The following is a 25,903-nucleotide window of genomic DNA, read 5'->3' as shown; positions in this document are numbered from 1 at the left end:
GCCGGGCCACCGGCGCGCGCCGGTATTCTCGTCGGGTGACCAGCGACATCGAGATCGGGCGGGGCAAGCGGGGACGCCGGGCGTACTCCTTCGACGACATCGCGGTGGTGCCCTCGCGGCGCACCCGCGACCCGGAGGAGGTGTCGGTCGGCTGGCAGATCGACGCCTACCACTTCGACCTGCCCGTCCTCGCCGCGCCGATGGACTCCGTGATGAGCCCCGCGACGGCCGTCGCCCTCGGGCGTGCCGGCGGCCTGGGCGTCCTGGACCTCGAGGGTCTGTGGACGCGCTACGAGGACCCGTCGGGCCTGCTCGAGGAGATCGCCACGCTGGACGCCCGGCACGCGACCGCCCGCATGCAGGAGGTCTACGCCGCCCCGATCCGGCCCGAGCTGATCCGCGCCCGCCTGCAGGAGGTGCGGGACGCCGGTGTCGTCGTGGCCGGCGCGCTCAGCCCGCAGCGCACGCAGGAGCACTGGCGCACGGTCGTCGACGCGGGTGTGGACCTGTTCGTGATCCGCGGCACCACGGTGTCCGCGGAGCACGTGTCGGGTCGCGCCGAGCCGCTCAACCTCAAGCGCTTCATCTACGAGCTCGACGTCCCCGTGATCGTGGGCGGTGCGTCGACGTACACGGCGGCGCTGCACCTCATGCGCACCGGTGCGGCCGGCGTCCTCGTCGGCTTCGGTGGGGGTGCCGCGCACACCACGCGCGTGTCCCTCGGCATCCACGCGCCCATGGCGTCCGCGGTCGCGGACGTCGCCGCCGCCCGGCGCGACTACCTCGACGAGTCCGGTGGCCGGTACGTGCACGTCATCGCCGACGGCGGCGTGGGCCGCTCCGGGGACCTCGTCAAGGCGATCGCCTGCGGGGCCGACGCCGTGATGCTGGGTGCGGCCCTGGCGCGGGCGAGCGACGCCCCCGGTCGCGGCTTCCACTGGGGGCCGGAGGCGCACCACCCGCAGCTGCCCCGCGGCGAGCGCGTCGAGGTCGGCACGGTCGGCACGCTCGAGCAGATCCTGTTCGGTCCCGGCCGCACCGCCGACGGCACGCTCAACCTCATCGGCGCGCTGCGCCGCGCGATGGCCACGACCGGCTACTCCGACCTCAAGGAGTTCCAGCGCATCGAGGTCGTCGTCTCCCCGTACCAGCCGTTCTGACCTGATCGTCATGACCCGGTCGTCATGACCCGGTCGTCCTGACCCGGTCGTCGTGACCCGGGTCGTCATGACCCCGTCGTCGTGACCCGGTCGTCGTGACCCGACCTGCGCCGACGCCTCAGCGGCGTCGGCGCCGGTCCGGTCCCCGCACGTGCAGGCGCGGGCGCGACGGTGCGGGGCCGTGGGGCCGCGGCGCACGGCCGGCGGCGGCTGCCGCGTCGGTGAGCGTCACCGTGCCCGCCACCCACCGCGCCGTCGTGGCGTAGGCCTCCCGACGGACGGCCGGCGGGGACAGCACCACGTCGTGCAGGGCGTCCTCGATGCGCGCGATCGTCACGTGCCGGCCCAGGTCGGCCGCCCGGCGGGCCACGCCGTCGACGTCGAGCGCGACGTCCGCCCGCGTCATCGACGGGTCCCAGCGGGGCAGCAGCGCGCTGCGCGTCGAGAGCAGCACGAGGGCCGGCGCCGCCAGGTCCAGGCCGCGGGCGAGCCGGTCCTGCCCGGCGAGGATCGCTGCGAGCCAGCCGGAGGTGACGCGGAACCCGCGCTCCGGACGCCACGTGAGGTCGTAGTGCCACTCGCCGCCGTAGGCGTCGGACACGACGCGGGTGTAGTAGCCGCGGTCGACCACGGGCAGGCGGTGAGCGGGCCGCAGCCGCGCGTCGACCTGCAGCACGGGCTCGAGCAGCGCGCGGCCGACCTCGCGGATCTGCAGCTCGAGCCAGGGGGAGTTCAGGACGAGCGCGGCTGCCTCGCCCGGGTGGCGCGCCGCCCACAGGCTGAGGGTCAGCCCGCCCGTCGAGTGGCCCATGAGGACGAGCCGCCGCGGCCGGTCCGCCGGCACGTCCTGCGCCATCACCGCGCGCGCGGCGGCGACGTCCTCGTCGTAGGTGGCCAGGTCCGTCACGAACCCCGGGATCTGGCCCGGGCGCAGGCTGCGGCCGTAACGGCGCAGGTCGAGAGCGAAGAACCGGGCGCCCTGGGTGCCCCAGAAGTCCGCCAGCTCGGTCTGGAAGAAGTAGTCCGACCACCCGTGGACGTACAGCACGTCCAGCCCCAGGTCGGGGTCGTCCGCGGCCGGGACGTGGCGGACGAGGGTGGCGACCACGGGCCCGGCGTCGTCCGGCGGCAGCGGCAGCGTGTGCTGCTCGTAGCCGGCACCGAGCACGTCCGGGCGCCACCCGGGCGCCGGGTCCGCAGCGTCGCCGCCGGACGTCATCACCTCACGGTACGGGCTGGGCCGCCGGGCGCTCGGCGGGCGGCACGCTGGTGCCGTCCTCGGTCGGCTGTGCGGCCCGGCCCGTGCGGTGCCGGCCGAGGGGCAGCACGAGGGGGCAGCCGCTCACCGGGTCGGGCACGACGCGCGCGGCCATCCCGAAGACGTCGCGCACCATCGTCTCGGTGACCACGTCGGACGGGTCGCCCTGCGCGTACAGCCGCCCGTCGGTCATGGCGACCAGGTGGTCGGCGTAGCGGGCGGCCAGGTTCAGGTCGTGCAGCACCATGACGATGGTCGTGCCGTGGTCGCGGTTGAGGTCCACCAGCAGGTCGAGGACCTCCACCTGGTGCGCCACGTCGAGGAACGTCGTGGGCTCGTCGAGCAGCAGGATGTCGGTCTGCTGGGCGAGCGCCATGGCGATCCACACGCGCTGCCGCTGTCCGCCGGAGAGCTCGTCGACCGGCCGGTCGGCCAGGTCGAGGATGTCGGTGGCCCGCAGCGCCTCCTCGACCACGGCGTCGTCGTGCGCCGTCCACCGGCGGAACCAGCCCTGGTGCGGGTACCGGCCGCGCCCGACCAGGTCGGCGACGGCGATGCCCTCGGGGCTGACCGGCGCCTGCGGCAGCAGGCCCAGCACGGTGGCGACCTCGCGCGACGGCATGGCGTCGATGGGGGTGCCGTCGAGCAGCACGCGGCCTGCGCGGGCGCGCAGCAACCGGGCCATCGCCCGCAGCAGCGTCGACTTGCCGCAGCCGTTGGCCCCCACGATCGCCGTGACGGCGCCGGGCGGGACCTCGAGGGTCATGTCGTGCACCACGACCCGCTCGTCGTAGCCGACGGTCACGCCCTCGACCGCGAGCGTGTGGACGGGGTCCGTCACAGGGATCCTCCGGAGCGGTTGGTCCTGGCCAGCAGCCAGAGCAGGTAGGGCGCCCCGAGGACGCCGGTGACGACGCCGACGGGGAAGCGGTGCACCAGCAGGTGCTGGCCGACCAGGTCGGCGACGAGCACGAGCAGCGCGCCGACGAGCGCGGCGGGCACCAGCAGCGACCCGGTGCCGCGCACCAGGCGGTGCGCGATGGGGCCGGAGAGGAACGCGACGAAGGCGATCGGGCCGGTCGCCGCGGTGGCGACGGCGATGACGGCGACCGCCACGAGCAGCAGCGCCAGCCGCGAGCGGTCGGGGCGCACGCCGAGCCCGGCGGCCGCGTCGTCGCCCAGCTGCAGGGCGGGCAGGCGGCGGGCGAGCACCAGCAGGACGGGCACGAGGACCGCCAGCGCGCCGGCGAGCGGTGCGACACCGGGCCAGAAGGCGGAGTTCAGGGAGCCCGTGAGCCAGCGCAGCGCCTCGCTCGCGTCGTAGACGCCGGCGCGGGTCAGCGCGTACGCGATCACCGAGTCCAGCATCGCGCCGACGGCGATGCCGATCAGCACCAGCCGTGCCCCCTGGACGCCGCTGCGCCAGGACAGCGCGTAGATCGCGGCGGCCACGCCCAGGCCGGCGACCACCGCCACGACGGACAGCGTGGTGCCGGACAACCCGAACATCGTGATGGCGACGACCGCCGCGGCGCTCGACCCGGCGCTCACGCCGATGATGTCGGGGCTGGCCAGCGGGTTCCGCAGCATCGTCTGGAAGACGACGCCGCCCATGCCGAACGCGAGCCCCACGAGCACGCCGGTGAGCACGCGCGGGGCGCGCAGCACCCCGACGTTGAACGACGCGCCGGGCACCTGCTCGCCCAGGAGCACCCGCAGCACCTCACCCGGCGGGTAGGTGCGCTCGCCGACGCACAGCGCCACCACGGCGACCGCGACGACGGCGACCGCGAGGACCAGCAGCACGACCCGCCGTCGGCGCAGCCGGGCACGTCGCCCGCGGGCGACGGCCGCGCCGGCGGGCGCGGTCGTGGCGGTCGGCAGCACGGCGGTCACAGCTCGGCCACCGTGCGCCGCCGGATGATGGCGATGAACACGGGGGCTCCCAGCACGGCCGTCACGATGCCGACCTCGATCTCCTGCGGGCGGGCCACGACGCGCCCGACGACGTCGGCGGCGAGCAGCAGGGCGGCGCCGAGGGCGGCGGAGGAGGGCAGCAGCCACCGGTGGCTGGGGCCGGTGAAGGTGCGGGCGAGGTGCGGGACCACCAGGCCGACGAACCCGATGGGTCCGGCGGCCGCGACCGCGGTGCCGCACAGCAGCACGGCAGCGGCCCCGCCGACGGCCCGGACGGTACCGACGCGCCGCCCCAGGGCGACCGCGACGTCGTCGCCGAGCGCGATGGCGTCCATGCCGCGGGCGCAGCCGAGCGCCAGCACGGCACCCACCACGAGGAAGGGCATGACCTGCGCGATCTCGGGGAACGAGGCGCGGCCCAGGGAGCCGACCTGCCAGAACCGGAACGTGTCGAGGACGTCGGTGCGTGACAGCAGCACCATGGAGACGCCGGAGCCGAGCGCGGCGGTGGTGGCCGCGCCCGCCAGCGCGAGCTTGAGGGGTGTGGCGCCCTCGCGGCCGAGGGAGGCGATGGCGTACACGAGCACCGAGGAGACCGCGGCGCCGGCGAAGGCCAGCCACACGTACTGCGAGAGCGTGGACAGGCCCAGCAGCATGATGCCCAGCACGACGGCGAGCGACGCGCCCGAGCTGATGCCGAGCAGCGCGGGGTCGGCCAGCGGGTTGCGGGTCAGGCCCTGCAGCACGGCCCCGCCCACACCGAGGGCGGCCCCGACCAGCAGTCCCAGCACCGTGCGGGCGACCCGCGAGCGGACGGCCGCCTGGGCGATGTCGGACGTGTCGGGGGCGAGCACCCCGGCCACGACGTCGGACCAGCCGACCACGCGCGTCCCGAAGGCGAGGGAGGCGACGACGGCCAGCAGCACCGCCAGGACGCACAGCGCGACCCCGACGGTGCGCCGCCGGCGCAGGGCCGCCGGCCGCACCCCTGCGGGTGCGGCCGGCGTGCCCGGCGCGGCGGTCAGCGTCATCCGACGTTCTCGGCGGCGGCCTGGAACAGGTCGAGGTACGCGTCGAGCGCCCACGGCACGGACAGGATCGTCGGCCCGGAGGTGGCGGACGCGAGGGGAGCGCCGTCCGGCACGACCGCGACGGAGCCGCGCGCGACGGCGGGGATCTTGCTCAGCAGCGGGTCGGCCTGCATCGCGGCCAGCGTGGACTCGTCGCCGTACGTGATGAGGACGTCGACGTCGGACAGCGCGTCCGCCTGCTCGGCGGACAGGTCGACGAAGAACTGGTCGGTGTCGCCCGCGAGCTCGACGACCGACGGTGCGACGGTCATGCCGAGGTCCTCGACCAGCTGCACGCGCGCGTCGAGCGGCGTGTACACCCCGATGGTGCTGGGGTCGGACGGGTCGAGGTACGTGTACGCGAACGTCTTGCCCTCGACGTCGGGGCGCTCGGCCAGCGCGGCGTCGACCTGGGCGAGGACGTCGTCGACGAGCTCCTGCGCCTCGGCCTCGCGGCCCAGCGCCCGGCCGTCGATCAGGGCCATGTCCTTCCAGTTCGTGCCCCACGCGGCCTCGGGGTACGAGACGGTGGGGGCGATCTGGGACAGCGTGGTCCAGTCCTCCTCGGTCAGGCCCGAGTAGGCCGCGAGCACCACGTCCGGCTCGGTGTTGTTGACGGCCTCGAACGGGATCCCCGCGGTCTCGTCGAACAGCACGGGCAGCGCGTCGCCGGTCGCGTCGAGGGCCTCGAGGCCCTCGTACGTCCAGGGCAGGACGCCGTCGGCGTCGTCGTCGCCGTAGGACGCCTTGGCGAAGCCGACGGGGACGATGCCCAGGGCGATCGGCACGTCGTGGTTGCCCCAGTTGACGGTGGCGACGCGGGTCGGCTCGGCCTCGATCGTGGTCTCGCCGAAGGTGTTCTCGAGCGTCACGGGGAAGGTGTCGGAGCCCGACCCGGCCGCCGGGTCGGTGGCGGCGGGCTCGGGGTCGGCGGTGCTGCAGGCCGCGAGCAGGAGCGACGCGGCGGCCAGGGCGACCAGGGGTCGCAGGGCGCGGCGGGAGGGCGCAGTGCGCATGGTGTCCTTCGCTGGGGTCGCAGTCGTCGGCGCGTCCGGGACGCCCCGACGGGCCCGCGAGCGCGGGCTTCGTAGGTGAGGCTTACCTTACCGCACGCCGCGGAGGCTCGGGAGGGTGACGTGGGACACGTCGTCACGACGGGCCCGCCCGGTCGCCCGCCCGGTCGAGCGGCCTCGCAGGAGCGGACATCTGTCCAGATCCGGACATGTCCGGATGAGTTGCCCCCTCCCGCGGTCGGGGTGATGCTGAAGGAGCCGCCGTCTCGGTGGCACCGGACGGAGTCGACGTGTACGCACCGGAGCGGCACCAGCAGATCCTGACGCGTGCTCGCGCCGACGGCCGCGTCGACGTCACGCGCCTGGCCGTCGAGCTCGACGTCACCCCGGAGACCATCCGCCGCGACCTCACCGCGCTCGAGCGCCACGGCCTGGTGCGCCGCGTGCACGGTGGGGCGCTCCCTGTCGAGCGCCTCGGGTTCGAGCCCGGGCTCGTCGACCGTCAGGACCTGCTGTCGGGGGAGAAGGAGCGCATCGCCAAGGCCGCCCTCGACGAGCTGCCCGACGCCGGCGCCGTGCTGCTCGACGCCGGCACGACGACCCTCCGGCTCGCGGAGATGCTGCCCGCCGACCGCGAGCTCACCGTGGTCACCCACGCGCTGCCCGTCGCGACCGTGCTGGCGGCCCGGCCCGGTGTCGTCCTGCACCTGATCGGGGGCACGGTCCGGGGGCGCACGCTGGCCTCCGTCGGGACGTGGGCGCTGCGCGACCTCGCCGAGATCCACGTCGACGTCGCGTTCCTCGGTGCCAACGGCGTCACCGCCGAGCACGGCGTCACGACCCCCGACCTCGCCGAGGCCGCCGTCAAGCGGGCTCTCGTCGCCGCGGCCCGCCGCACCGTGGTGCTCGCCGACCACACGAAGGTCGGGCACGTCGACCTGGCACGCGTCGTCGACGTCGCCGAGGTCGACACCCTCGTCACGGACTCGGACGTCGAGCCCGAGGCGGCCGACGACATCGAGGCAGCCGGGGTGCGGGTGGTGCGCGCGTGATCGTCACCGTGACCCCCAACCCCAGCCTCGACCGGGCGCTCGACCTCGACCGCCTCGTCGTCGGCGAGGTGAACCGCGCCCACGCCACGCACGTGGACCCCGGCGGCAAGGGGCTCAACGTCGCCCGTGCGCTCGGCCGGCAGGGCGTGGACGCGCTCGCGGTGCTGCCCGTGGGCGGCGCCGACGGCGCCCAGCTCGTCGCCCTGCTCGCCGAGCACGGTGTGCCGGCCGTCCCCGTGCCCGTCGCGGGCAGCACCCGCAGCAACATCACGCTGTCCGAGGCGGACGGCGCCACCACCAAGGTCAACGCGCCCGGGCACACGCTGTCCGGCGCCGAGCTGGACGCGCTGCTCGCCGCGGTGGAGATGCAGCTGGGGGCCGCTCCCCGTGCGGTGGTGGGCGCCGGATCGCTCCCGGCGGGCGCGGGGGACTCGTTCTACGTGCGGCTCAGCGGCATGGCCGGGCGGTACGGCGTGCCCGTGGTGCTCGACACCTCGGGGGCACCGTTCGCGCGCGCCGTCCGCTCGGGCGGCCTGGCCCTGGTCAAGCCGAACGAGGACGAGCTGTCCGAGCTGGTGGGCCGCGCCCTGGGCACGGTGGGCGAGGTCGTCACCGCCGCGCGGGAGGTCATCGCGCTGGGCACGCGGGCCGTCCTGGTGAGCCTGGGCGCGCACGGTGCGCTGCTCGTCCACGCGGACCGCACCTGGTGGGCGGGGGGACCGCCTCTCGTGCCGCTGTCGACCGTCGGGGCGGGCGACGCCACGCTCGCGGGCTTCGTCGCCACGCCCGGCACGGCCGCCGCCAAGCTCCGCACCGCCGTGGCGTGGGGGCGCGCCGCGGTGCTGCTGCCCGGCACGGCGGTCCCCGTTCCCGAGCAGATCGACCTCGACGCGGTCCGCGTCGTCGAGGACCCCGACCCGGACCTGGCACTCAAGGAGCTCTGACATGGGCACGACCACCCCGCTCATCACCCCCGACCTGGTCGCGGTCGACCTGGTCGCCGCCGACCGCACGGCCGTGACGCGCCGGCTCGTCGACCTGCTCGTCGCGGCCGGTCGGGTGACGGACGCCGACGGGTTCGCGGCCGACGTCGCCGCGCGCGAGGCGCAGATGGCCACCGGCATGCCCGGTGGCATCGGCCTGCCGCACGCCCGCTCCGAGCACGTCGTCGCGCCGAGCCTCGCCGTCGGCAAGCTCGCCGAGGGCGTGGACTGGGGGGCACCCGACGGGCCCGCGCGCCTCGTCTTCCTCATCGCGGCCCCCGCGTCCGGTGACGCGGACCACCTGCAGATCCTGGCGGCGCTCGCGCGACGGCTCGTGCACGAGTCGTTCCGCACCTCGCTGCTCGAGGCGCCGGACGCCGCGACGGTGTCCGAGATCGTGACGCGAGAGGTGGTCCCCGCATGAAGATCGTCGCCGTGTCCTCGTGCCCCACGGGGATCGCCCACACGTACATGGCCGCCGAGGCCCTCGAGCAGGCGGGTCGCGCCGCCGGCCACGAGGTCCACGTCGAGACGCAGGGGTCGGCCGGCTCCACGCCGCTGGACCCGGCGATCATCGCGGAGGCGGACGGCGTCATCTACGCCGCGGACCTCGAGGTCAAGGACAAGCAGCGGTTCGCCGGCAAGCCGTTCGTCGACGTCGGGGTGCAGAAGGCGGTGCACGACGCGCCCGGTGTCCTCGCGGCGGCGGTCGCGGCGGTCGAGGCGAGCCGGGCGGGCGGTGGCGCGGGGGAGACGCCGCCGCCCGCGGGTGCGGCGACCGGCGGCGCTGCAGCCGGTGCAGCCGGAGCCGGTGCAGCCGGAGCCGGTGCAGCCGGCGGCGGCGGCGGTGCGGGCGCCTCCGGGTCCGCCACGCCGGCCCCCGGCGGCCGGCCCGCCGCGACGCCCGCTGCACGGTCCGGCGCCCGCAGCGTCGGTGCGGGAACCCGCGTGCGGCAGTGGCTCATGACGGGCGTGTCGTACATGATCCCGTTCGTCGCCGCCGGCGGGATCCTCATCGCGCTGTCCTACATGCTGGCGCAGGTCGCGTGGGGCGGTGCCGAGGGGGCCATCGAGGTCACCGCGGTGGACCAGGCCGAGGTCGTCGCCTCGTTCGACTTCGCGTCGCTGCAGGACTGGTCGGTCGTGCTGCTGGCGACCGGGCAGCTCGCCTTCGGGTTCCTCGTGCCCGTGCTGTCCGGGTACATCGCCTACGCGATCGCCGACCGCCCCGGCCTGGTGCCCGGGTTCCTCGGTGGCGCCGCCGCCGGGTTCGTCGGCGCCGGGTTCCTCGGTGGTCTGGTCACCGGCTTCCTCGCCGGTGGGGTCGCGCTCTGGATCAGCCGGTGGAAGGTGCCGCGGGGGGTGCGCGGGATCATGCCCGTCGTCGTCATCCCGCTGCTGTCGTCCGCGATCGTCGGCGTCGTCATGCTCGTGCTCATCGGGAGGCCCATCGCCGCGGCCATGGACGGGCTGTCGAGCTGGCTCGAGGGCCTGTCCGGGTCCAGCGCCGTGCTGCTGGGTCTGCTGCTCGGCGCCATGATGGGCTTCGACCTGGGCGGCCCGGTCAACAAGGTGGCCTACACGTTCGCCGTCACGGGCCTGGCGACCGAGGGGCTGGCGACCGACGCGACGCAGTACCGGATCATGGCCGCGGTCATGGGCGCCGGCATGGTCGCACCGCTCGCCCTGGCGCTGGCCAGCACGGTGCGCAAGCGGCTGTTCACGCACGCCGAGCAGGAGAACGGCAAGGCCGCGTGGCTGCTGGGCGCCTCGTTCATCTCCGAGGGGGCCATCCCGTTCGCGGCTGCCGACCCCTGGCGCGTCATCGTGTCCTCGGTCGTGGGGTCGGCCGCCACCGGCGGGATCGTCATGGCGGTCGGCTCGACGCTCGTCGCCCCGCACGGCGGCATCTGGGTCCTGCCGCTCATCGGCAACCCCGTCGGGTTCCTCCTGGCCGTCGTCGTCGGGACCCTCGTGAGCGCGCTGGTCGTCGTGGTCCTCAAGACGCTCGCGCACGACCCCGCCGTCGCGGCCGAGCGCGCCGCCGAGGAGGCGCGCGACCCCGAGCTCACCGCGACCTGAGCGGCCCACCCCAGCACCCGGCACCACCCGTCGTCACCCGACCGCCGTCGAAGGAGACCACCCCATGGCCGAGCGCACCGTCGCCGTCGCGTCCCGCGTCGGGCTGCACGCCCGCCCCGCGATGCTGTTCACGCAGGCCGTCGCCGCCGGCGGTGTGCCCGTCACCATCGCCCGGCCGGGCGGTGCGCCCGTCGACGCGTCGAGCATCCTGCTGGTGATGTCCTTGGGTGTGCCGCACGGCGAGGAGGTGACGCTCGCGGCCGAGGGGCCCGACGCGGACCGCGTCCTCGACGAGCTCGTGGCCCTGCTCGCCACGGACCTCGACGCGCCCGAGCCGACCGCGCCGTCGGGGGCGGCGTCGTGACGGGCGCACCGGTCGGCGCCCCCGCGGGCGCGCTGCACGGCGTCGGCGTGGGACGCGGGGCCGCCGTGGGGCCGGTGGCGCTCGTGCGGGCCGCACCGGCGGTGGACCCCGGTGCACCGCTCCTGGTGGACGGCGTCGAGGCCGCCCCGGCCCGGGTCCGGGAGACGGTGGAGCGCGCGTTCGACGAGGTCGCGGCAGGACTGCGCGAGCAGGCCGCCGCCGCGACGGGCACGGTCCGCGACGTCCTGGCCGCCACCGCCCAGATGGCCGACGACACGGCGCTGCGCGGTCAGGTGCTCACCCGCATCGACTCCGGGGAGCCGCCGGTCGCGGCCGTCGACGGCGTCGTCGAGACGTTCGCCGGCATGTTCGAGCAGGCGGGCGGGTACCTCGCCGAGCGGGTCACCGACCTGCGCTCCGTGCGCGACCGCGTCGTGGCCCGCACCCTCAGGCTGCCCGAGCCGGGGGTGCCGTACCTCGAGCGTCCCTCGGTGGTGGTCGCGCGGGACCTGGCCCCGGCGGACACCGCCGCGCTGGACCTCACCAAGGTCGTCGCCATCGTCACCGAGCTCGGCGGTCCCACCGGGCACACCGCGATCATCGCCGGCCAGCTGGGGCTGCCGTGCGTGGTCCGGGTCACCGGCGCCACGGGCCTGGAGGACGGGACGGTCGTGGCGGTCGACGCCGCCGCGGGCACCGTGCTCCCCGACCCCGGCGAGGACGTGCGCGCCGCCCTCGAGCGTCGCCGCGCGACCGAGGCGATGCTCGCGGACGACACCGCACCGGGGGCGACGGCCGACGGCCGCGCCGTCGGGCTGCTGGCGAACATCGGCACCGCCGCGGACGCGGAGCGTCTCGTGGCGAGCGCCGAGGGCGTGGGGCTGTTCCGCACCGAGGTGCTCTTCCTCGACCGCGCGACCGCGCCGAGCGTCGAGGAGCAGGCCGAGACCTACGCCGCCGTGCTGCGCGCGGCGGACGGCCGCAAGGTCGTCGTGCGCACCCTGGACGCCGGTGCCGACAAGCCGCTCGCGTTCGCCACGCTCCCCGACGAGGAGAACCCCGCGCTCGGGGTCCGTGGGTACCGGCTGGTGCGCGCCCACCCCGAGCTGCTCGACACCCAGCTGGCCGCGCTGGGCCGCGCCCGCGCGGCCACCGGCGCCTCGCCGTGGGTGATGGCGCCGATGGTCGCGACGCCCGACGAGGCCCGCGACTTCGCGACCCGGGCCCGCGCGGCGGGGGTGGACACCGTGGGCGTGATGGTCGAGGTGCCGGCCGCCGCGCTGCGGGCGGCGGACGTCCTCGCCGAGGTCGACTTCGTCTCCCTGGGCACCAACGACCTCGCGCAGTACGCGATGGCGACCGACAGGCTGCGCGGGGAGCTCGCCGACCTGCTCGACATGTGGCAGCCCGCCGTGCTCGACCTCGTCGCCGCGACGGCCCGCGCCGGGCGCGCCACGCGCAAGCCGGTCGGGGTGTGCGGGGAGTCCGCGGGGGACCCGCTGATGGCGCTCGTGCTCGTCGGCCTGGGCGTCACCAGCCTGTCGATGGCCCCGGGCGCGCTCCCGGCCGTCCGGTACGCGCTGCGCCGGCACACCCTGCTGACCTGCGAGGAGGTCGCCGACGCCGCGCTGGCGGCGCGCACCGCCCCGGAGGCGCGCGCCGCGGCGCTGGCCCTCGTGGACCCCGAGGTGCGCACCACTCTCGCCCTCTGACGCCCCGCTCGTCCTGCGAGGTGCCACCCGCCCGCGCGGTCGGGCGCACGTCCCGCGGGACGGCGGCGCGGCGCGTCCGGGCGGCGCTCCCGGTGCGCGGCGTAGCCTGGCGCGATGGCGCACGAGCATGCCGACCTGCACGACCCGGAGACCGACCCGCTCGCCACGTACGTGCTGGAGCCCGACGACGTGCGCCCGCTGCTGGGCCGCGTCGTCGCCGCCGCCGGCCACGCGACGGCCGCGTCCATCGCCCCGTTCACCGGCGCTCCCATCGCGGCCGTGCCGCTGACGACGCCGGCCGACCTGCCGGACGCCGCCCGCCGGGCACGTGCCGCGCAGCGGCTGTGGGCCGCCCGTCCCGTCGCGGAGCGCGCCGCCGTCCTGCTGCGGGTGCACGACCTGCTGCTGGAACGTCAGTCGGACGTGCTCGACCTGGTGCAGGTCGAGACGGGCAAGGCCCGCGGGCACGCCTGGGAGGAGCTCGGCGAGGTCGCCAACGCCGCCCGGTACTACGCGCTGCGGGCGCGCCGCCTGCTCGCGCCGCGCGCCGTGCGTGGGCTGTGGGGGCCGTTCTCGCGGGGCCGCGTGCTGCGCCACCCGCTCGGCGTCGTCGCGGTGCTCACCCCGTGGAACTACCCGCTGTCGCTCGGCCTCGGCGACGCCCTGCCCGCGCTCGTCGCGGGCAACGCGGTCCTGCTGCGGGCCGACCCGCAGACCGCGCTGACGCTGCTGTGGTGCGCCGAGCTGCTCGAGGACGCCGGTCTGCCCGCGGACCTCCTGCAGGTCGTCGTGGGCGGTCCCGACGTGGGCATGGCGCTGCTCGAGCACGTCGACCACGCCGGCTTCACGGGGTCGACCCGGTCCGGGCGCGTCGTCGCGCAGCGCGCGGGGGAGCTCGGCGTGCCGGTCACCCTGGAGCTCGGCGGCAAGAACGCGATGTACGTGGCGGAGGACGTGGACGTCGAGGCGGCCGCCGAGGGCGCCGTGCGCGCGTGCTTCGGCTCCGCCGGGCAGCTGTGCGCCTCCGTCGAGCGGATCTACGTCCGCGAGGAGGTGCGTGACGAGTTCGTCGCGGCGCTGGTCCGGCGCACGACCGCGCTGCGGCTCGGGTCCGGTCTGGACTACCGCGCCGACATGGGCTCCCTCGTCGGGCCGGCCCAGCTGGCACGGGTCGTCGAGCACGTCGAGGACGCCGTGGGGCACGGTGCCACCGTCCTGACGGGCGGGGAGCAGCGACCCGACCTCGGGCCGTACTTCTACGAGCCGACCGTGCTGACCGACGTGCCGCCCGAGGCGCGGGCCCACCGCGAGGAGACCTTCGGCCCCGTGGTCGCGGTCTACCCGGTGGCGTCCGACGACGAGGCCGTCGCCGCCATGAACGACTCCGACCTGGGGCTGGTCGCTGCCGTCTGGACCCGCTCGACGGCGCGCGGCACCGCGCTGGCCGCCCGGGTGCGGGCCGGCGCGGTGTCCGTCAACGACACCCACCAGCTGCTGTGGGGCAGCGTCGGCGCGCCGCTGGGTGGGGTCGGGGCGTCCGGCCACGGGCGGCGCCACGGCCGGGAGGGGCTGTGGGAGACCACGTGGACGCAGTCCGTCGTGGCCCAGCGCGGCGTGCACGGGTCCCGCGGGCTGGGCATGCGGCAGGTCCACGAGCTCGGGTCCGACGTGTGGCCCCGCGCGCTGACGCGGCTGCTGCGCCTCGAGCGCGCCCTGCGACTGCCCTGAACCGGGCGCGCACCGCACCCCCTGACGCACGAGAGGCCGGTCCGGCACGGGCCGGACCGACCTCTCGGTGTCCTGCGGGACGGGGGGCCGGCGCTCAGGCGCCGACGACCTCCAGGGCCTGACGGGCGATCGCCAGCTCCTCGTTGGTCGGCACCACCAGCACCGTGACCTTCGCCCCGTCGGGCGAGATCACCGTGGGCTCGCTCTTGCGGCCCTCGTTGCGCGCGAGGTCGACCTCGATGCCCAGGGCCTCCAGGCCCGCGAGGGCGCCGGCGCGCACGATGTCGTCGTTCTCGCCGATCCCGGCGGTGAAGGTGATGACGTCGAGCCGCCCCAGCACCGCGTGGTAGGCGCCGATGTACTTGCGCAGCCGGTGCAGGTACACGTCGAGCGCGCGGCGCGCACCCGCCTCGCCCTGCGCCACCAGGTCGTGCAGCGCACGGAAGTCGCTGACGCCCGACAGGCCCTTGACGCCCGAGCGCCGGTTCAGCAGGTCGTCGAGCTCGTCGATGCTCATGCCCGCGTTGCGGTACAGGTGGATGAGGATCGCCGGGTCGACGTCGCCCGAGCGGGTGCCCATGACCAGGCCCTCGAGCGGCGTCAGGCCCATCGAGGTCTCGACCGCGACACCGCCGCGCACGGCCGACGCGGACGCGCCGTTGCCCAGGTGCAGGACGATCTGGTTGAGGTCCTCCAGCGGGCGGCCCAGGATCTGCGCGACCTGCTGGGACACGTACTGGTGCGACGTGCCGTGGGCGCCGTAGCGGCGCACCCGGTAGCGGGTCGCCACGTCCTCGTCGATGGCGTACGTCGCCGCCGCCTCGGGCAGGTGACGGAAGAACGCGGTGTCGAACACCACGACGTGCGGCACGTCCGGCAGCAGGGTCTGCGCGACGCGGATGCCCGTGAGGTTCGCGGGGTTGTGCAGCGGCGCCAGGGGCGCCAGGTCCTCGATGTCCCGCTCGACCTCGGGGGTCACGAGCGCGGGACCGTCGAACAGGGCGCCGCCCTGCACCACGCGGTGCCCGACGGCCACGACGTGCGCGGACTCCAGGTCGGGCCCGAGCTCGTCGAACAGACCCAGGACGATGCGCAGCCCCTCGGCGTGGTCCGGTACCGGCAGCTCGCGCTTCGTCGTCGTCCCGTGCGCCACGTGCTTGACGGCGCCGACCGTGTCACCGATGCGCTCGACGATGCCGGACGCGATCGCCTCGCCGTCCTCCGGCGAGACCAGCTGGTACTTGATGGACGAGGAGCCCGAGTTGATGACGAGCACGCTCGCGCGGGGCTGCTCGGACGGGGTGGTGGTGCTCATCGGGCGGATCCCTCCGGGGTGGTGACGGCGCCGGCCTCGCCGGCCGAGGCGGCGGCCTGGGCCAGTGCCTGCGCCTGGATCGCGGTGATCGCGACGGTGTTGACGATGTCCTGCACGAGCGCGCCGCGCGACAGGTCGTTGACCGGCTTGCGCAGCCCCTGCAGCACGGGGCCGATGGCCACGGCGCCGGCGGAGCGCTGCACCGCCTTGTAGGTGTTGTTGCCCGTGTTGAGGTCCGGGAAGACGAACACCGTGGCCCGCCCGGCGACGGCCGAGTCGGGCATCTTCGTCTGGGCGACGGAGGCGTCGACGGCGGCGTCGTACTGGATCGGGCCCTCGACCGACAGGTCCGGGCGGCGCTCGCGGACCAGCCGCGTCGCCTCGCGCACCTTCTCGACGTCGGCACCCGAGCCGGACTCGCCGGTCGAGTACGACAGCATGGCGATGCGCGGCTCGATGCCGAACTGCGTGGCGGTCTCCGCCGAGGAGATCGCGATGTCCGCGAGCTGCTCCGCCGTCGGGTCCGGGATGACCGCGCAGTCCGCGTAGACCAGCACCCGGTCCTCGAGGCACATGAGGAAGCAGGACGAGACGCTGCCGACGCCGGGCGTCGTCTTGATGATCTCGAACGACGGCTTGATGGTGTGCGCGGTGGTGTGCACGGCGCCGGACACCATGCCGTCGGCCAGCCCGAGCTCCACCATGAGCGTGCCGAAGTACGACACCGACGACACGATCTCGCGGGCGCGCTCGACGGTCATGCCCTTGTGCTTGCGCAGCTCGGTGTAGACCTCCGCGAAGCGCTCGAGGGTCTCGCCGTTCTTCGGGTCGATGACCTGCGCGCCGTCCAGGTCCAGGCCCAGCTCGTTCGCCCGGGTCCGGATCGTGGCCTCGTCACCGAGGATCGTCAGGTCCGCGACCTGGCGCTGCAGCAGCGTGGAGGCCGCCCGCAGGATGCGGTCGTCGTTGCCCTCGGGCAGGACGATGCGCTTGCGGTCGCTGCGGGCGCGGTCCAGCAGCGCGTACTCGAACATCAGCGGGGTCACGACCTCGGGCCGCGACACGTCCAGCGCTGCGAGCAGGGCCTCGCCGTCGACGTGCTGCTCGAACAGCGCGAGGGCCGTGTCGACCTTGCGCTGCGCGTCGTGGGTGAGGCGCCCGCGGGTCGAGCCGGCCGCGCTGGCGGAGCGGAACGTCCCCAGCGACGTGGTGATGAGCGGCAGGCGCGAGCCGAGACCCTCCACCAGGCGCTGGATCGTCGGGGCAGGGTTCACGCCGCCGTTGAGGATGAGACCGGCGAGCGACGGGAAGCCGTCCGCCTGGTGGGCCATGAGCAGGCCGAGCAGGACGTCCGCGCGGTCGCCGGGGGTGATGACGACGGCGCCGTCCTGCAGCCGGTCCAGCAGGTTCTCGATCGACATGGCGCCGACCAGGACGTCGAGCACCTCGCGGCCCAGCAGCTCCTCGTCGCCCCCGGTCAGGGTGCCGCCGACGGCGTCCATGAGCTGGCGCAGCGTGGGCGCGTAGAGCAGCGGGGAGTCCGGCAGCGCCCACACGGGCACGGCGCCGTCGAGCACCTCACGGATGCGGTCCAGCGAGCCCGGCGCGCAGCGGTTGGCGATGACGGACACGACCTGCGCGTGGTCCGCCGCGATGGCCGTGGCCGCGACGTCGACGGCGTGGTGCACGTCCTCGGGGGAGCGGTGGGCGCCGTTGACGACGAGCACGACCGGGGCGCCGAGGTTCGCGGCGATGCGGGCGTTGTACGCGAGCTCGGTGGGGCCGGCCACGTCGGTGTAGTCCGTACCGACCACCACGACGGCGTCGCACCGGCGCTCGACGTCGTGGAAGCGGGACACGATGCGTGAGAGGGCCGCCTCGGGGTCGGCGATGACCTCGTCGTACGTGGCCCCCACCGCCTCGTCGTAGGCGATGTCGACACCGTCGTGCTCGAGCAGCAGCTCGAGCACGTAGTCCCGCTCCTCCGTCGACCGTGCGACGGGGCGGAACACGCCGACCCGCTGCACGGTGCGGGTCAGCAGGTCGACGAGACCGAGGGCGACGACGGACTTGCCCGTGTCCCCCTCGGCCGACATGACGTAGATCGTCCGGGCCACTGTGCTGCTCACTCCTCGTCGCCCCGGTAGGGGCTGTCTGTCGTCCGGTCGCGTCCGGGCGGGTGTGCCCGGACGCGACCACTGACGGTGGGGCTACTCGTTGTCCCCGCCGGTGTCGGCGGCGGCGGCGGGGCCGCGGGTGGGCTGCGGCCCACCCTCCTCCGTCGCGGTCTCGCCGACGTCCGGCCACACCCAGTCCCGCACCTCGGGGATGTCCTCGCCGTGCTCACGGGTGTACTGCCGGGCGCGGATCCGCGCGTCGACCATACGCTGACGCAGGCCCGCCTTGGACGCCCGCAGCCAGTGCACGTGGTCGATGACGTCGATCACCAGGTGGTACCTGTCCAGGTCGTTGAGCATCACCATGTCGAACGGCGTCGTGGTGGTGCCCTCCTCCTTGTACCCGCGCACGTGCAAGTTGTTGTGCCCGTTGCGACGGTAGGTGAGGCGGTGGATCAGCCACGGGTACCCGTGGTACGCGAACACGATCGGCCGGTCGTGCGTGAAGATCGTGTCGAACTCGGCGTCGGTCATCCCGTGCGGGTGCTCGCGGGCGTCCTGCAGCCGCATGAGGTCCACGACGTTGACGACCCGCACCTTCAGCTGCGGGATCTCGCGGCGCAGGATGTCGGCGGCGGCCAGCACCTCGAGCGTCGGGACGTCGCCCGCGCACCCCAGGACCACGTCGGGCTCCTCGTCGGGGGCCTCGGAGCCTGCCCACTCCCAGATGCCCAGCCCGCGGGTGCAGTGCGCGACCGCCTGGTCCATCGTGAGGAAGTTCGGCGCGGGCTGCTTGCCGGACACGACGACGTTCACGTACTGCTTGCTGCGCAGGCAGTGGTCGTACGTGCTCAGCAGCGTGTTGGCGTCCGGCGGCAGGTAGACCCGCACGACCTCGGCCTTCTTGTTCACCACGTGGTCGATGAACCCGGGGTCCTGGTGGCTGAAGCCGTTGTGGTCCTGCCGCCACACGTGGCTCGACAGCAGGTAGTTCAGGCTCGCGATCGGGCGTCGCCACGGGATGTCGTTGGTGACCTTGAGCCACTTCGCGTGCTGGTTGAACATCGAGTCGACGATGTGGATGAACGCCTCGTACGACGTGAACAGGCCGTGCCGCCCGGTGAGCAGGTAGCCCTCGAGCCAGCCCTGGCACTGGTGCTCCGAGAGCATCTCCATGACGCGTCCGGCACGGGCCATGTGCTCGTCGACGTCGGGCCCGTAGAACTCCGCGTTCCACTGCTTGTCCGTGGCCTCGTACACCGCCTGCAGCCGGTTGGACGCGGTCTCGTCGGGACCGAAGATCCGGAAGTTCTCGGGGTTGCGGCGGATCACCTCGGTGAGGAACTGGCCCAGCACCCGCGGTGCCTCCGCGAACGTCGCGCCCGGGGCGGGCACGTCCTGCGCGAACTGCCGGAAGTCCGGCATCCGCAGGTCGCGCAGCAGCAGGCCGCCGTTGGTGTGCGGGTTGGCGCTCATCCGCAGGTCGCCCTCCGGCGCCAGGGCCGTGACGTCCTCGTCGACGGCCCCCTGCTCGTCGAACAGCTCGTCCGGGCGGTACGAGCGCAGCCACGCCTCGAGGACCGCGAGGTGCTCGGGGGTGTCGCGGGCGTTGGCCAGCGGCACCTGGTGCGCCCGCCATGAGCCGGTGGTCTTCTTGCCGTCGATCTCCGCCGGGCCCGTCCACCCCTTGGGGGTGCGGAAGACGATCATCGGGTACAGCGGGCGGGTGAGGTCGCCCCGCGCCGCCCGCGCCTTGATCTCGGCGATCTCGTCGAGCACCTCGTCGAGCAGGACGGCGAACCGGCGGTGGACCTCCAGGACGTCCTCGTCGTCGAAGCCGGCCACGAAGACGTGCGGCTTGTGCCCGTACCCGACCATGAGGTCGTGCAGCTCCTCGTCGCTGATGCGCGCGAGGACCGTCGGGTTGGCGATCTTGTAGCCGTTGAGGTGCAGGATCGGCAGGACGATGCCGTCCTGCTGCGGGTTGACGAACTTGTTGGAGTGCCAGCTGGTGGCCAGCGGCCCCGTCTCGGCCTCGCCGTCGCCGACGACCGCGGCGACCAGCAGGTGCGGGTTGTCGAACGCGGCGCCGTACGCGTGGCTCAGCGCGTAGCCGAGCTCGCCGCCCTCGTGGATGGAGCCCGGCGTCTCGGGTGCCACGTGCGAGGGGATGCCGCCGGGGAAGGAGAACTGCCGGAACAGCCGGCGCAGGCCCTCCTCGTCGTGCGTGATGTCGGAGTAGACCTCCGAGTACGTGCCGTCCAGGTAGGCGCTGGCCACCAGGCCGGGGCCGCCGTGGCCCGGGCCGGTGATGTAGATCGTCGACTGCTCGCGCTCCGCGACGGCGCGGTTGAGGTGCGCGTACAGGAAGTTCAGGCCCGGCGTGGTGCCCCAGTGCCCGAGCAGCCGCGGCTTGACGTCGTCACGGCTGAGCGGGCGGCGCAGCAGCGGGTTGTCCAGCAGGTAGATCTGGCCCACCGACAGGTAGTTGGCGGCACGCCACCACTTCTCGATGCGTTCCAGCGTCGCGTCGTCGAGCTGTCCGGAGCCGGCCCGCCACGACGTGCGGGCCTCCGTCGCGGCGAACTTCCCCGACGCGATCGGACCTGCCTTGACGACGGACTGCGGGTCCGCGGCGGTGGATGTCATGTCCCCTCCCGAGGGAAGTACCAGTGGCCGGGCGGAGCCCAGCATTCCGTGAGGCCCGGGCGGGACCTGGGACGTCCGGCCCACCAGCGCCCGTACTCCTGATCACAGCCATACAAGCGCAGATGCGCCCGTGCCGCAGAAGCATCGGGTGACGTCCGCCACGGACCGCCGCCCGGTGGGGTGCATCGCACGGGACCGCGCGTCGGCCCGGGTACCGTGAAGGCGTGGCCGACACCCCGACCTCCGTGTGGCGCGCCGCGGTCCGGCCCCGGATGCTGGTGCTGCTGGTGGTGCTGCTGGCCGCCGCCGCCGTGTGCGCGCGGCTCGGCGTGTGGCAGCTCGAGCGTGCCGAGGTCCGCGGCGCGGCGTCCGCGGCGCGGGAGGCCGAGCGGATCGTCACCGCCGACCCGGAGCCGCTGGCCGACCTGCTGGCTCCGGGCGACACGTTCAGCGCCGACCTCGTGGCCCACAAGGTGGTCGTGACGGGCACCTACGACGACGACGACACCCTCCTGGTCACCGGCCGCGCGCACGCCGGGCGCACCGACGGGTACCTGGTGCTCACGCCGCTGCGGGTGCCGACGGACGACGGGACCGCCGTGCTGCCGGTCGTCCGGGGCTGGTCGGCGACGCCCGACGTCGCCCCCGCGCCCGCCGGCGACGTCGAGGTCGTCGGGTGGCTGCAGTACGCGGAGGAGGCCGGCGCGCCGATCGTCGACGGGCGCACCGACGCGATCAGCGCGGCCCAGCTCCTCGCCGCCTGGGGCGGACCGGTCTACACGGGCTACCTGGTGGTCCAGACCAGCGACCCCACCGACCCGGCCACGGCCGAGGGGCTCGAGGGCCTGGCGCCGCCGACGCGCGCGGGCGCCGGGCTCAACGTGCAGAACCTCGCCTACGCGGCGCAGTGGTGGATCTTCGGGCTGTTCGCCGCGGGGCTGTGGTGGCGGATGGTGCGTGACGAGGCCGCGGGGCGCCCACCGCTGCCGGGCGCGGCACCCGCCGCCGGTCCGCCCGACGACGGCGGGCGTCAGGACGACGACCGGCGGACCGCGCAGGCGCCGGTCGAGGCGCGACCCGGCGCCTGATCCCTGCCCCTGATCCCTGCCCCTGAGCGAGGAGCCGGACGCCGGGGCCCGCGCGCGGACCCCGGGCGCCCTCAGCCCTCGTGCTGCCACGACCTCCACAGCGCGGCGTACTCGCCGCCCGCCGCGACCAGCTCGTCGTGCGGGCCGATCTCGCTGATCCGGCCCGCGTCGACCACGGCCACCCGGTCGGCGTCGTGCGCCGTGTGCAGCCGGTGCGCGATCGCGACCACCGTGCGCCCGGCCAGCACCGCCGACAGCGACCGTTCCAGGTGCCGGGCGGCGCGGGGGTCGAGCAGCGACGTCGCCTCGTCGAGCACGAGCGTGTGCGGGTCGAGCAGCACGAGGCGCGCGAGCGCGAGCTGCTGCGCCTGCGCCGGGGTCAGCGCGGTGCCGCCCGACCCGACCTCGGTGGCCGCCCCCTCGGGCAGCCCTTGCACCCAGTCCCACGCGTCGACCGCGCGCAGGGCGCGCTCGAGGTCGTCGTCGTCCGCGTCGACCTTGGCCAGCCGCAGGTTCTCCGCGACGGTCCCGACGAAGACGTGGTGCTCCTGCGTCACCAGGGCGACGTGCCCCCGCAGGTCCTCGAGCGGCAGGTCGACCAGCGGGACGCCCCCGACGGTCGCGGTGCCGGCCGTGGGCGGGTGGATGCCGGCCAGCATGCGGCCGAGCGTCGACTTGCCCGCGCCCGACGGGCCCACGACCGCGAGCCGCTCACCGGGCGCCAGGTCCAGGTCGATCCCGTGCAGCACGTCGTGGCCCTCGCGGTACGCGTACCGCAGCCCGCGGGTCGCGATGCGCTCGTCGGCCGGGCGCGCGTCACCCGCCTCGCGGTCGGTCCCGACCAGCCGCACGCCCACGATGCGCGCGAGGGCGGTGGCCGCCACCTGGATCTCGTCGACCCAGAAGATCAGCTCCCACACCGGACCGGTGACCTGGTAGGCGTACAGCACGATCGTGGTGACCGCCCCGAGCGTCACGTGACCGGTCGACGCGAGGTACCCGCCCCACACCAGGACCGCGACGGGTGCCAGCACGAAGGCCAGGTCCACGCCGGGGAACAGGATGGTCCGCAGCCGCAGCGTCGCCCGCTCGGCCGCGAAGGCCTCCCGCAGGTCGTCGCGCACGCGCTCCTCGCGGGCGTCCCCCAGACCCAGGGCGTCGACGGTGCGCGCCCCTTCGACGGTCTCGGTGATGGTGCCGTTGAGCACGGCGTAGGCCGCCGACTCCCGGACGTACGCGGGGGTGGCACGGCGCAGGTACCAGCGCACCATGATCACCATCGTCGGCACGCCGACGAACAGCGCGAGCGACACGAGCGGGTCGATCACGAGGCACGCGACCACCGTGAGCGTGATCGTCACCACGGCGACGATCACCCGCGGCACCCCGAACCGCACGGCGTGCTGCAGCTTGTTGACGTCGTTGGTGGTGCGGGCCACCAGGTCCCCGGTGCCGGCGCGCTCGACCACCGACAGCGGCAGCGACGTCACGGTCTCGAGGAACTCCTCGCGCAGCTCGGCGAAGACCTGCTCGCCGAACAGCATCGAGGCGCGCTGCGCGTACCGGATGAGCCCGGTCTGGGTGAGGACGGCGACCGCCCCGACCACGACGAGCGTGTTGACGTACCGCGCGTCGGTGCCCGACGTCACGGCGTCGACGAGACGCCCGAGCAGCAGGGGCCCGGCCAGGCCGGCGACGGCGGCGAGCGTGTGCAGCGCGGCCAGGCCGCCCAGCCGGCGGCGGTGCCGGCCGAGCAGCTCGGTCGCGTACGCGCGGACGGTGGCCGCGTCGGCGACGGGCAGCTTCATGCGGCACCTCCGGTGGGCAGGTCGACGGCGGAGCGGTCCGTCGACGACGGGCCGCGGGGGTCGGTGCGGTCGAACGACTCCTCGACGGGCAGGTCGTCGTCCATGCGGCGGCCCACCACGCGGCGGTACGTCGCGGCGACCTCGGGGCCGGCCGCGCCGTCGAGCAGCGCGGCGTGGGTGCCGCGGGCGACGAGCGCGCCGTCGACGACCAGCTGCACCTCGTCCACGTGGTCGAGCACCAGGGGGCTGGCGGTGACGACGAGCGTGGTGCGCCCGCGGCGCGCGTCGGACAGCCGGGCGGCGATCCGCGCCTCGGTGTGGGCGTCGACCGCGCTGGTCGGCTCGACCAGCACGAGGATCTCGGCCTGCGTGAGCAGCGCGCGGGCGAGCGCGACGCGCTGGCGCTGACCGCCGGACAGGGACCGGCCCTTCTCCGGCAGCTCCCCGTCCAGCCCGTCGGGCACGGAGTCGAGCACGTCCTGGGCGTCGGCGAGGGCGATCGCGTCGAGCAGGTCCTCGCGCCGCGCGCCGCCGCGCACGTCCAGGCCGGCGGCCAGCGAGCCGGAGAACAGCTGCGGCATGGCCTCGGCGACCACGACGCGCCGCCGCACCTCGGCCAGCGGCAGGTCGCGCAGCGGGACCCCGCCGAGGCGCACGGGCGTCGCGGCCTCCGCGTCGTCGTCGAACCGTCCCATCCGGGTCGCGATGCGCGCGGACTCGTCCGGGTCGGCGCAGACCAGCGCGACGACCCGGCCGGCCTCGAGCGTCACGCCGCTCGCCTCGTCCACGAGCGGCGAGCCCGGCGGCGGGGGCGTGCTGACGGACGCGGGTGCCGCACCGGCGGCGGGGACGACCCGCAGCACGGTCAGCACCTTGCGGGCGGCCACGACGGCGCGCGTCGCGGACTGCAGGAACTCGGTGGCGTTCTGCACGGGCCAGCCGAGGAACGCCGCGTAGCCGTACGTGGTGACGAGCTGCCCGGGCGTGATGGTGCCCTCGAGGGCCATGTGGGCGCCCAGCCACACCAGCGCGATGACGAACATGCCGGGCAGCAGCACCTGCAGCGCGTCCAGCCACGACTGCGTGACCGCGACGTGCTCACCGCGCTCGCGCACCAGCTGCGACTGGCGGCGGTAGCGACCGGTGAACACCGACTCGCCGCCGATCCCGCGCAGCACGCGCAGCCCGGAGACGGTGTCGGAGCCGAGGGTCGTCAGGCGCCCGGAGGCCTCGCGCTGCGCGGACTGGCGACGCTGCAGCGGCTTGACCAGCAGGCCCAGGACCGCGGCGACCGTGGGCAGGCCGAGCACCACGACCAGGCCCAGCGGGACGGAGACCTGCAGCATGAGCACGGCGACGGCGGCGTACGCGGTGAGCGAGCCGATGAACCGGGCCGTGACGGCGAACAGGTCGCCGACCCGCAGCGCGTCGTTCGCGACGGCGGACACGACCTCACCCGTCGGGAGCTCCGCCGTCACGGCGTGCCCGGTGCGCGCCGTGCTCCGCCCGACGAGCTGGGACGTCGTGAACGCCGCACGCAGCCAGTTGGCGACGTCGAACCGGTGGCCCACGGCCGACGCGGCCGCGCTCAGCACGCCGAGGGCCAGCAGGGCGCCGGCGGCGCTCAGCAGGCCGGGGCCGAAGCCCTGCTCCAGGCCGTCGTCGATCGCCCGGCCGGTCAGGTAGGGCAGGAACGCCTGGCAGGCGAACTGGACCACGCCGCAGGTGACGGCCGCCAGGAGGATGCCCCACTGGCGCCGGGCCAGCCACCCGAGGTAGGCGGCGGGGCCGCGCAGCGGCGGGGTGCCGGGATCGGCGAGAGGGAGTGAGCGCACGTCCGTCAACGTACGTCGCGCCACCGACAGGCCAGAAGCGTTTTGTGCAGCCCGCGACGGTCGTTCCCGTCGCGTCCGCCGGTCCCCGTCCGCCGGTCCCGCCCGCCGCCCGCGCCGTCGGTCCCGGCGACCCGCGCGAGCGCGCCGGCGCGCAGGTCACGCGTGGGTCGACGGGCCCACGGCGGGCCCAGGCCGGGCGGGGTCGAACCGGCCCACGGGCCCTGCGTCCGGAGGGCCGTGGGCACCGAGCATGTGGGCATGCCTCAGCCCGTGCCGGTCGCCGCCGCGTCGTCGGCGTGCCGTGCGAGCGTGCTGCCGACGACGAGACCCCACGCGGCGAAGCTGCCCCGGGGTGCCTCGAGGACGTCGACGACGCCGCGCCGCGGCCGCGTCATGCCGAACGGGCGCAGCACGGTGGTCGCGACGACGCGTCCGGCGTCGTCGAGCAGGGCCACGTCGAGCGGCTGCGTCATGCCCATCCCGTGCACGCCCGCCTCGCCCACGAACCACATCGAGGCGGGCAGGGGACGGCGTCCGAGCATGCCGCGGGCGCGCCGCGCCCACGTGTCCGCGATCACCACGTCGGCCACCTCGCGGCCGTCCACGAACAGCCGAGCGCTGGAATTGGCCATTGCTTTTTCCCCACTATCATCCGTCGGGCGGGTCATCACCGGGCCATATGTCCTACGACGTGTCCGATGCATTCCTGATGCACCTTTCCCAGGTGTCGGCACCGCAGCCAGTCACAGCGT

General features: G+C 75.0%; 20 protein-coding genes. 9 read left to right on the top strand and 11 right to left on the bottom strand.

Annotated elements, in window-relative coordinates; genetic code table 11:
- Positions 1–35: 35 nt before the first annotated feature.
- Entirely contained in the window at positions 36–1,160 is a 1,125-nt protein-coding gene (locus KG103_RS13035; protein ID WP_207339002.1) for a GuaB3 family IMP dehydrogenase-related protein, read from the top strand.
- A gap of 118 nt (positions 1,161–1,278) precedes the next feature.
- Here the strand turns inward: KG103_RS13035 and KG103_RS13030 are convergent, their stop codons facing one another.
- Genes KG103_RS13030 through KG103_RS13010 form a run of 5 tightly spaced genes read right to left on the bottom strand, consistent with a single transcriptional unit; the run spans position 1,279 to position 6,421 of the window.
- A complete protein-coding gene (locus KG103_RS13030) occupies positions 1,279–2,379 on the bottom strand; it encodes an alpha/beta hydrolase (protein ID WP_207339001.1) in 1,101 nt (366 codons plus the stop codon).
- A 4-nt stretch (positions 2,380–2,383) separates the two neighbouring features.
- Positions 2,384–3,259: an ABC transporter ATP-binding protein gene (locus tag KG103_RS13025; protein WP_207339000.1), complete on the bottom strand. Its 876-nt coding sequence runs from the start codon at positions 3,257–3,259 to the stop codon at positions 2,384–2,386.
- A complete protein-coding gene (locus KG103_RS13020; protein WP_207338999.1) occupies positions 3,256–4,314 on the bottom strand; it encodes a FecCD family ABC transporter permease in 1,059 nt (352 codons plus the stop codon). The genes KG103_RS13025 and KG103_RS13020 overlap by 4 nt, the downstream gene beginning before the upstream one ends.
- Positions 4,311–5,366 carry a FecCD family ABC transporter permease gene (locus KG103_RS13015; protein ID WP_207338998.1) on the bottom strand — a complete coding sequence of 352 codons (1,056 nt, stop codon included), beginning with the start codon at positions 5,364–5,366 and terminating at the stop codon, positions 4,311–4,313. The genes KG103_RS13020 and KG103_RS13015 overlap by 4 nt, the downstream gene beginning before the upstream one ends.
- Entirely contained in the window at positions 5,363–6,421 is a 1,059-nt protein-coding gene (locus KG103_RS13010; RefSeq protein ID WP_207338997.1) for an iron-siderophore ABC transporter substrate-binding protein, read from the bottom strand. The genes KG103_RS13015 and KG103_RS13010 overlap by 4 nt, the downstream gene beginning before the upstream one ends.
- Before the next feature lie 287 nt (positions 6,422–6,708).
- Between KG103_RS13010 and KG103_RS13005 the strand changes: the two genes are divergently transcribed.
- The 7 genes from KG103_RS13005 to KG103_RS12975 all read left to right on the top strand — a co-directional run bounded on the left by KG103_RS13005 (position 6,709) and on the right by KG103_RS12975 (position 14,339).
- On the top strand, positions 6,709–7,470 hold the full coding sequence (locus KG103_RS13005; RefSeq protein ID WP_207339846.1) for a DeoR/GlpR family DNA-binding transcription regulator: 762 nt from the start codon (positions 6,709–6,711) through the stop codon (positions 7,468–7,470).
- Entirely contained in the window at positions 7,467–8,414 is a 948-nt protein-coding gene (gene pfkB / locus KG103_RS13000; protein ID WP_207338996.1) for a 1-phosphofructokinase, read from the top strand. Before KG103_RS13005 ends, pfkB begins: the two co-directional genes overlap by 4 nt.
- A 1-nt stretch (position 8,415) precedes the next feature.
- Positions 8,416–8,877: a PTS sugar transporter subunit IIA gene (locus KG103_RS12995; protein ID WP_207338995.1), complete on the top strand. Its 462-nt coding sequence runs from the start codon at positions 8,416–8,418 to the stop codon at positions 8,875–8,877.
- Positions 8,874–10,535 (top strand): PTS fructose transporter subunit IIC, encoded by a 1,662-nt coding sequence (locus KG103_RS12990; protein WP_207338994.1) that lies wholly within the window; start codon positions 8,874–8,876, stop codon positions 10,533–10,535. Before KG103_RS12995 ends, KG103_RS12990 begins: the two co-directional genes overlap by 4 nt.
- Before the next feature lie 64 nt (positions 10,536–10,599).
- The gene (locus KG103_RS12985) at positions 10,600–10,899 is read left to right on the top strand and encodes an HPr family phosphocarrier protein (RefSeq protein WP_207338993.1); all 300 of its coding nucleotides are present in this window, start codon (positions 10,600–10,602) and stop codon (positions 10,897–10,899) included.
- Entirely contained in the window at positions 10,896–12,611 is a 1,716-nt protein-coding gene (gene ptsP, locus KG103_RS12980) for a phosphoenolpyruvate--protein phosphotransferase (protein WP_207338992.1), read from the top strand. The genes KG103_RS12985 and ptsP overlap by 4 nt, the downstream gene beginning before the upstream one ends.
- Positions 12,612–12,725: 114 nt before the next feature.
- Entirely contained in the window at positions 12,726–14,339 is a 1,614-nt protein-coding gene (locus KG103_RS12975) for a succinic semialdehyde dehydrogenase (protein ID WP_207338991.1), read from the top strand.
- Positions 14,340–14,433: 94 nt separating this feature from the next.
- Here the strand turns inward: KG103_RS12975 and KG103_RS12970 are convergent, their stop codons facing one another.
- From KG103_RS12970 to KG103_RS12960, 3 genes are all read right to left on the bottom strand, one after another.
- Complete coding sequence (locus KG103_RS12970; RefSeq protein WP_207338990.1) at positions 14,434–15,654, bottom strand: acetate kinase; 1,221 nt, start codon at positions 15,652–15,654, stop codon at positions 14,434–14,436.
- On the bottom strand, positions 15,651–17,771 hold the full coding sequence (pta, locus tag KG103_RS12965; protein WP_207339845.1) for a phosphate acetyltransferase: 2,121 nt from the start codon (positions 17,769–17,771) through the stop codon (positions 15,651–15,653). The genes KG103_RS12970 and pta overlap by 4 nt, the downstream gene beginning before the upstream one ends.
- A 93-nt stretch (positions 17,772–17,864) precedes the next feature.
- Entirely contained in the window at positions 17,865–20,420 is a 2,556-nt protein-coding gene (locus tag KG103_RS12960; RefSeq protein ID WP_207801125.1) for a phosphoketolase family protein, read from the bottom strand.
- A 224-nt stretch (positions 20,421–20,644) separates the two neighbouring features.
- Here KG103_RS12960 and KG103_RS12955 point away from each other — a divergent pair, with 224 nt between their 5' ends.
- The gene (locus tag KG103_RS12955; RefSeq protein ID WP_207338989.1) at positions 20,645–21,508 is read left to right on the top strand and encodes an SURF1 family protein; all 864 of its coding nucleotides are present in this window, start codon (positions 20,645–20,647) and stop codon (positions 21,506–21,508) included.
- Between the two features lie 71 nt (positions 21,509–21,579).
- On the opposite strand, the gene KG103_RS12950 is transcribed toward KG103_RS12955, so the two are convergent.
- The 3 genes from KG103_RS12950 to KG103_RS12940 all read right to left on the bottom strand — a co-directional run bounded on the left by KG103_RS12950 (position 21,580) and on the right by KG103_RS12940 (position 25,783).
- Positions 21,580–23,316, bottom strand: a complete 1,737-nt coding sequence (locus KG103_RS12950; RefSeq protein ID WP_207338988.1) for an ABC transporter ATP-binding protein — start codon at positions 23,314–23,316, stop codon at positions 21,580–21,582.
- Positions 23,313–25,151, bottom strand: a complete 1,839-nt coding sequence (locus KG103_RS12945) for an ABC transporter ATP-binding protein (RefSeq protein ID WP_207338987.1) — start codon at positions 25,149–25,151, stop codon at positions 23,313–23,315. The genes KG103_RS12950 and KG103_RS12945 overlap by 4 nt, the downstream gene beginning before the upstream one ends.
- A 263-nt stretch (positions 25,152–25,414) precedes the next feature.
- Positions 25,415–25,783, bottom strand: a complete 369-nt coding sequence (locus KG103_RS12940; RefSeq protein ID WP_207338986.1) for a DUF192 domain-containing protein — start codon at positions 25,781–25,783, stop codon at positions 25,415–25,417.
- Between the last annotated feature and the right edge of the window lie 120 nt (positions 25,784–25,903).

Origin of the sequence: Cellulomonas wangleii, assembly GCF_018388445.1 — a bacterium.
Lineage (GTDB): Bacteria > Actinomycetota > Actinomycetes > Actinomycetales > Cellulomonadaceae > Cellulomonas > Cellulomonas wangleii.
The sequence above is the reverse complement of the archived record's forward strand: the minus strand, read 5'-3'. Positions and strand labels throughout refer to the sequence as shown.

What these genes read in the sequence shown, in the direction of transcription:
- KG103_RS12940 (WP_207338986.1), bottom strand. Translation starts at nt 25,783, where the DNA reads ATGGCCAATTCCAGCGCTCGGCTGTTCGTGGACGGCCGCGAGGTGGCC.
- KG103_RS12950 (WP_207338988.1), bottom strand. Translation starts at nt 23,316, where the DNA reads ATGAAGCTGCCCGTCGCCGACGCGGCCACCGTCCGCGCGTACGCGACC.
- KG103_RS12975 (WP_207338991.1), top strand. Translation starts at nt 12,726, where the DNA reads ATGGCGCACGAGCATGCCGACCTGCACGACCCGGAGACCGACCCGCTC.
- KG103_RS13030 (WP_207339001.1), bottom strand. Translation starts at nt 2,379, where the DNA reads ATGACGTCCGGCGGCGACGCTGCGGACCCGGCGCCCGGGTGGCGCCCG.
- KG103_RS12995 (WP_207338995.1), top strand. Translation starts at nt 8,416, where the DNA reads ATGGGCACGACCACCCCGCTCATCACCCCCGACCTGGTCGCGGTCGAC.
- KG103_RS12985 (WP_207338993.1), top strand. Translation starts at nt 10,600, where the DNA reads ATGGCCGAGCGCACCGTCGCCGTCGCGTCCCGCGTCGGGCTGCACGCC.
- KG103_RS13010 (WP_207338997.1), bottom strand. Translation starts at nt 6,421, where the DNA reads ATGCGCACTGCGCCCTCCCGCCGCGCCCTGCGACCCCTGGTCGCCCTG.
- KG103_RS13015 (WP_207338998.1), bottom strand. Translation starts at nt 5,366, where the DNA reads ATGACGCTGACCGCCGCGCCGGGCACGCCGGCCGCACCCGCAGGGGTG.
- KG103_RS12960 (WP_207801125.1), bottom strand. Translation starts at nt 20,420, where the DNA reads ATGACATCCACCGCCGCGGACCCGCAGTCCGTCGTCAAGGCAGGTCCG.
- KG103_RS12970 (WP_207338990.1), bottom strand. Translation starts at nt 15,654, where the DNA reads ATGAGCACCACCACCCCGTCCGAGCAGCCCCGCGCGAGCGTGCTCGTC.
- KG103_RS12990 (WP_207338994.1), top strand. Translation starts at nt 8,874, where the DNA reads ATGAAGATCGTCGCCGTGTCCTCGTGCCCCACGGGGATCGCCCACACG.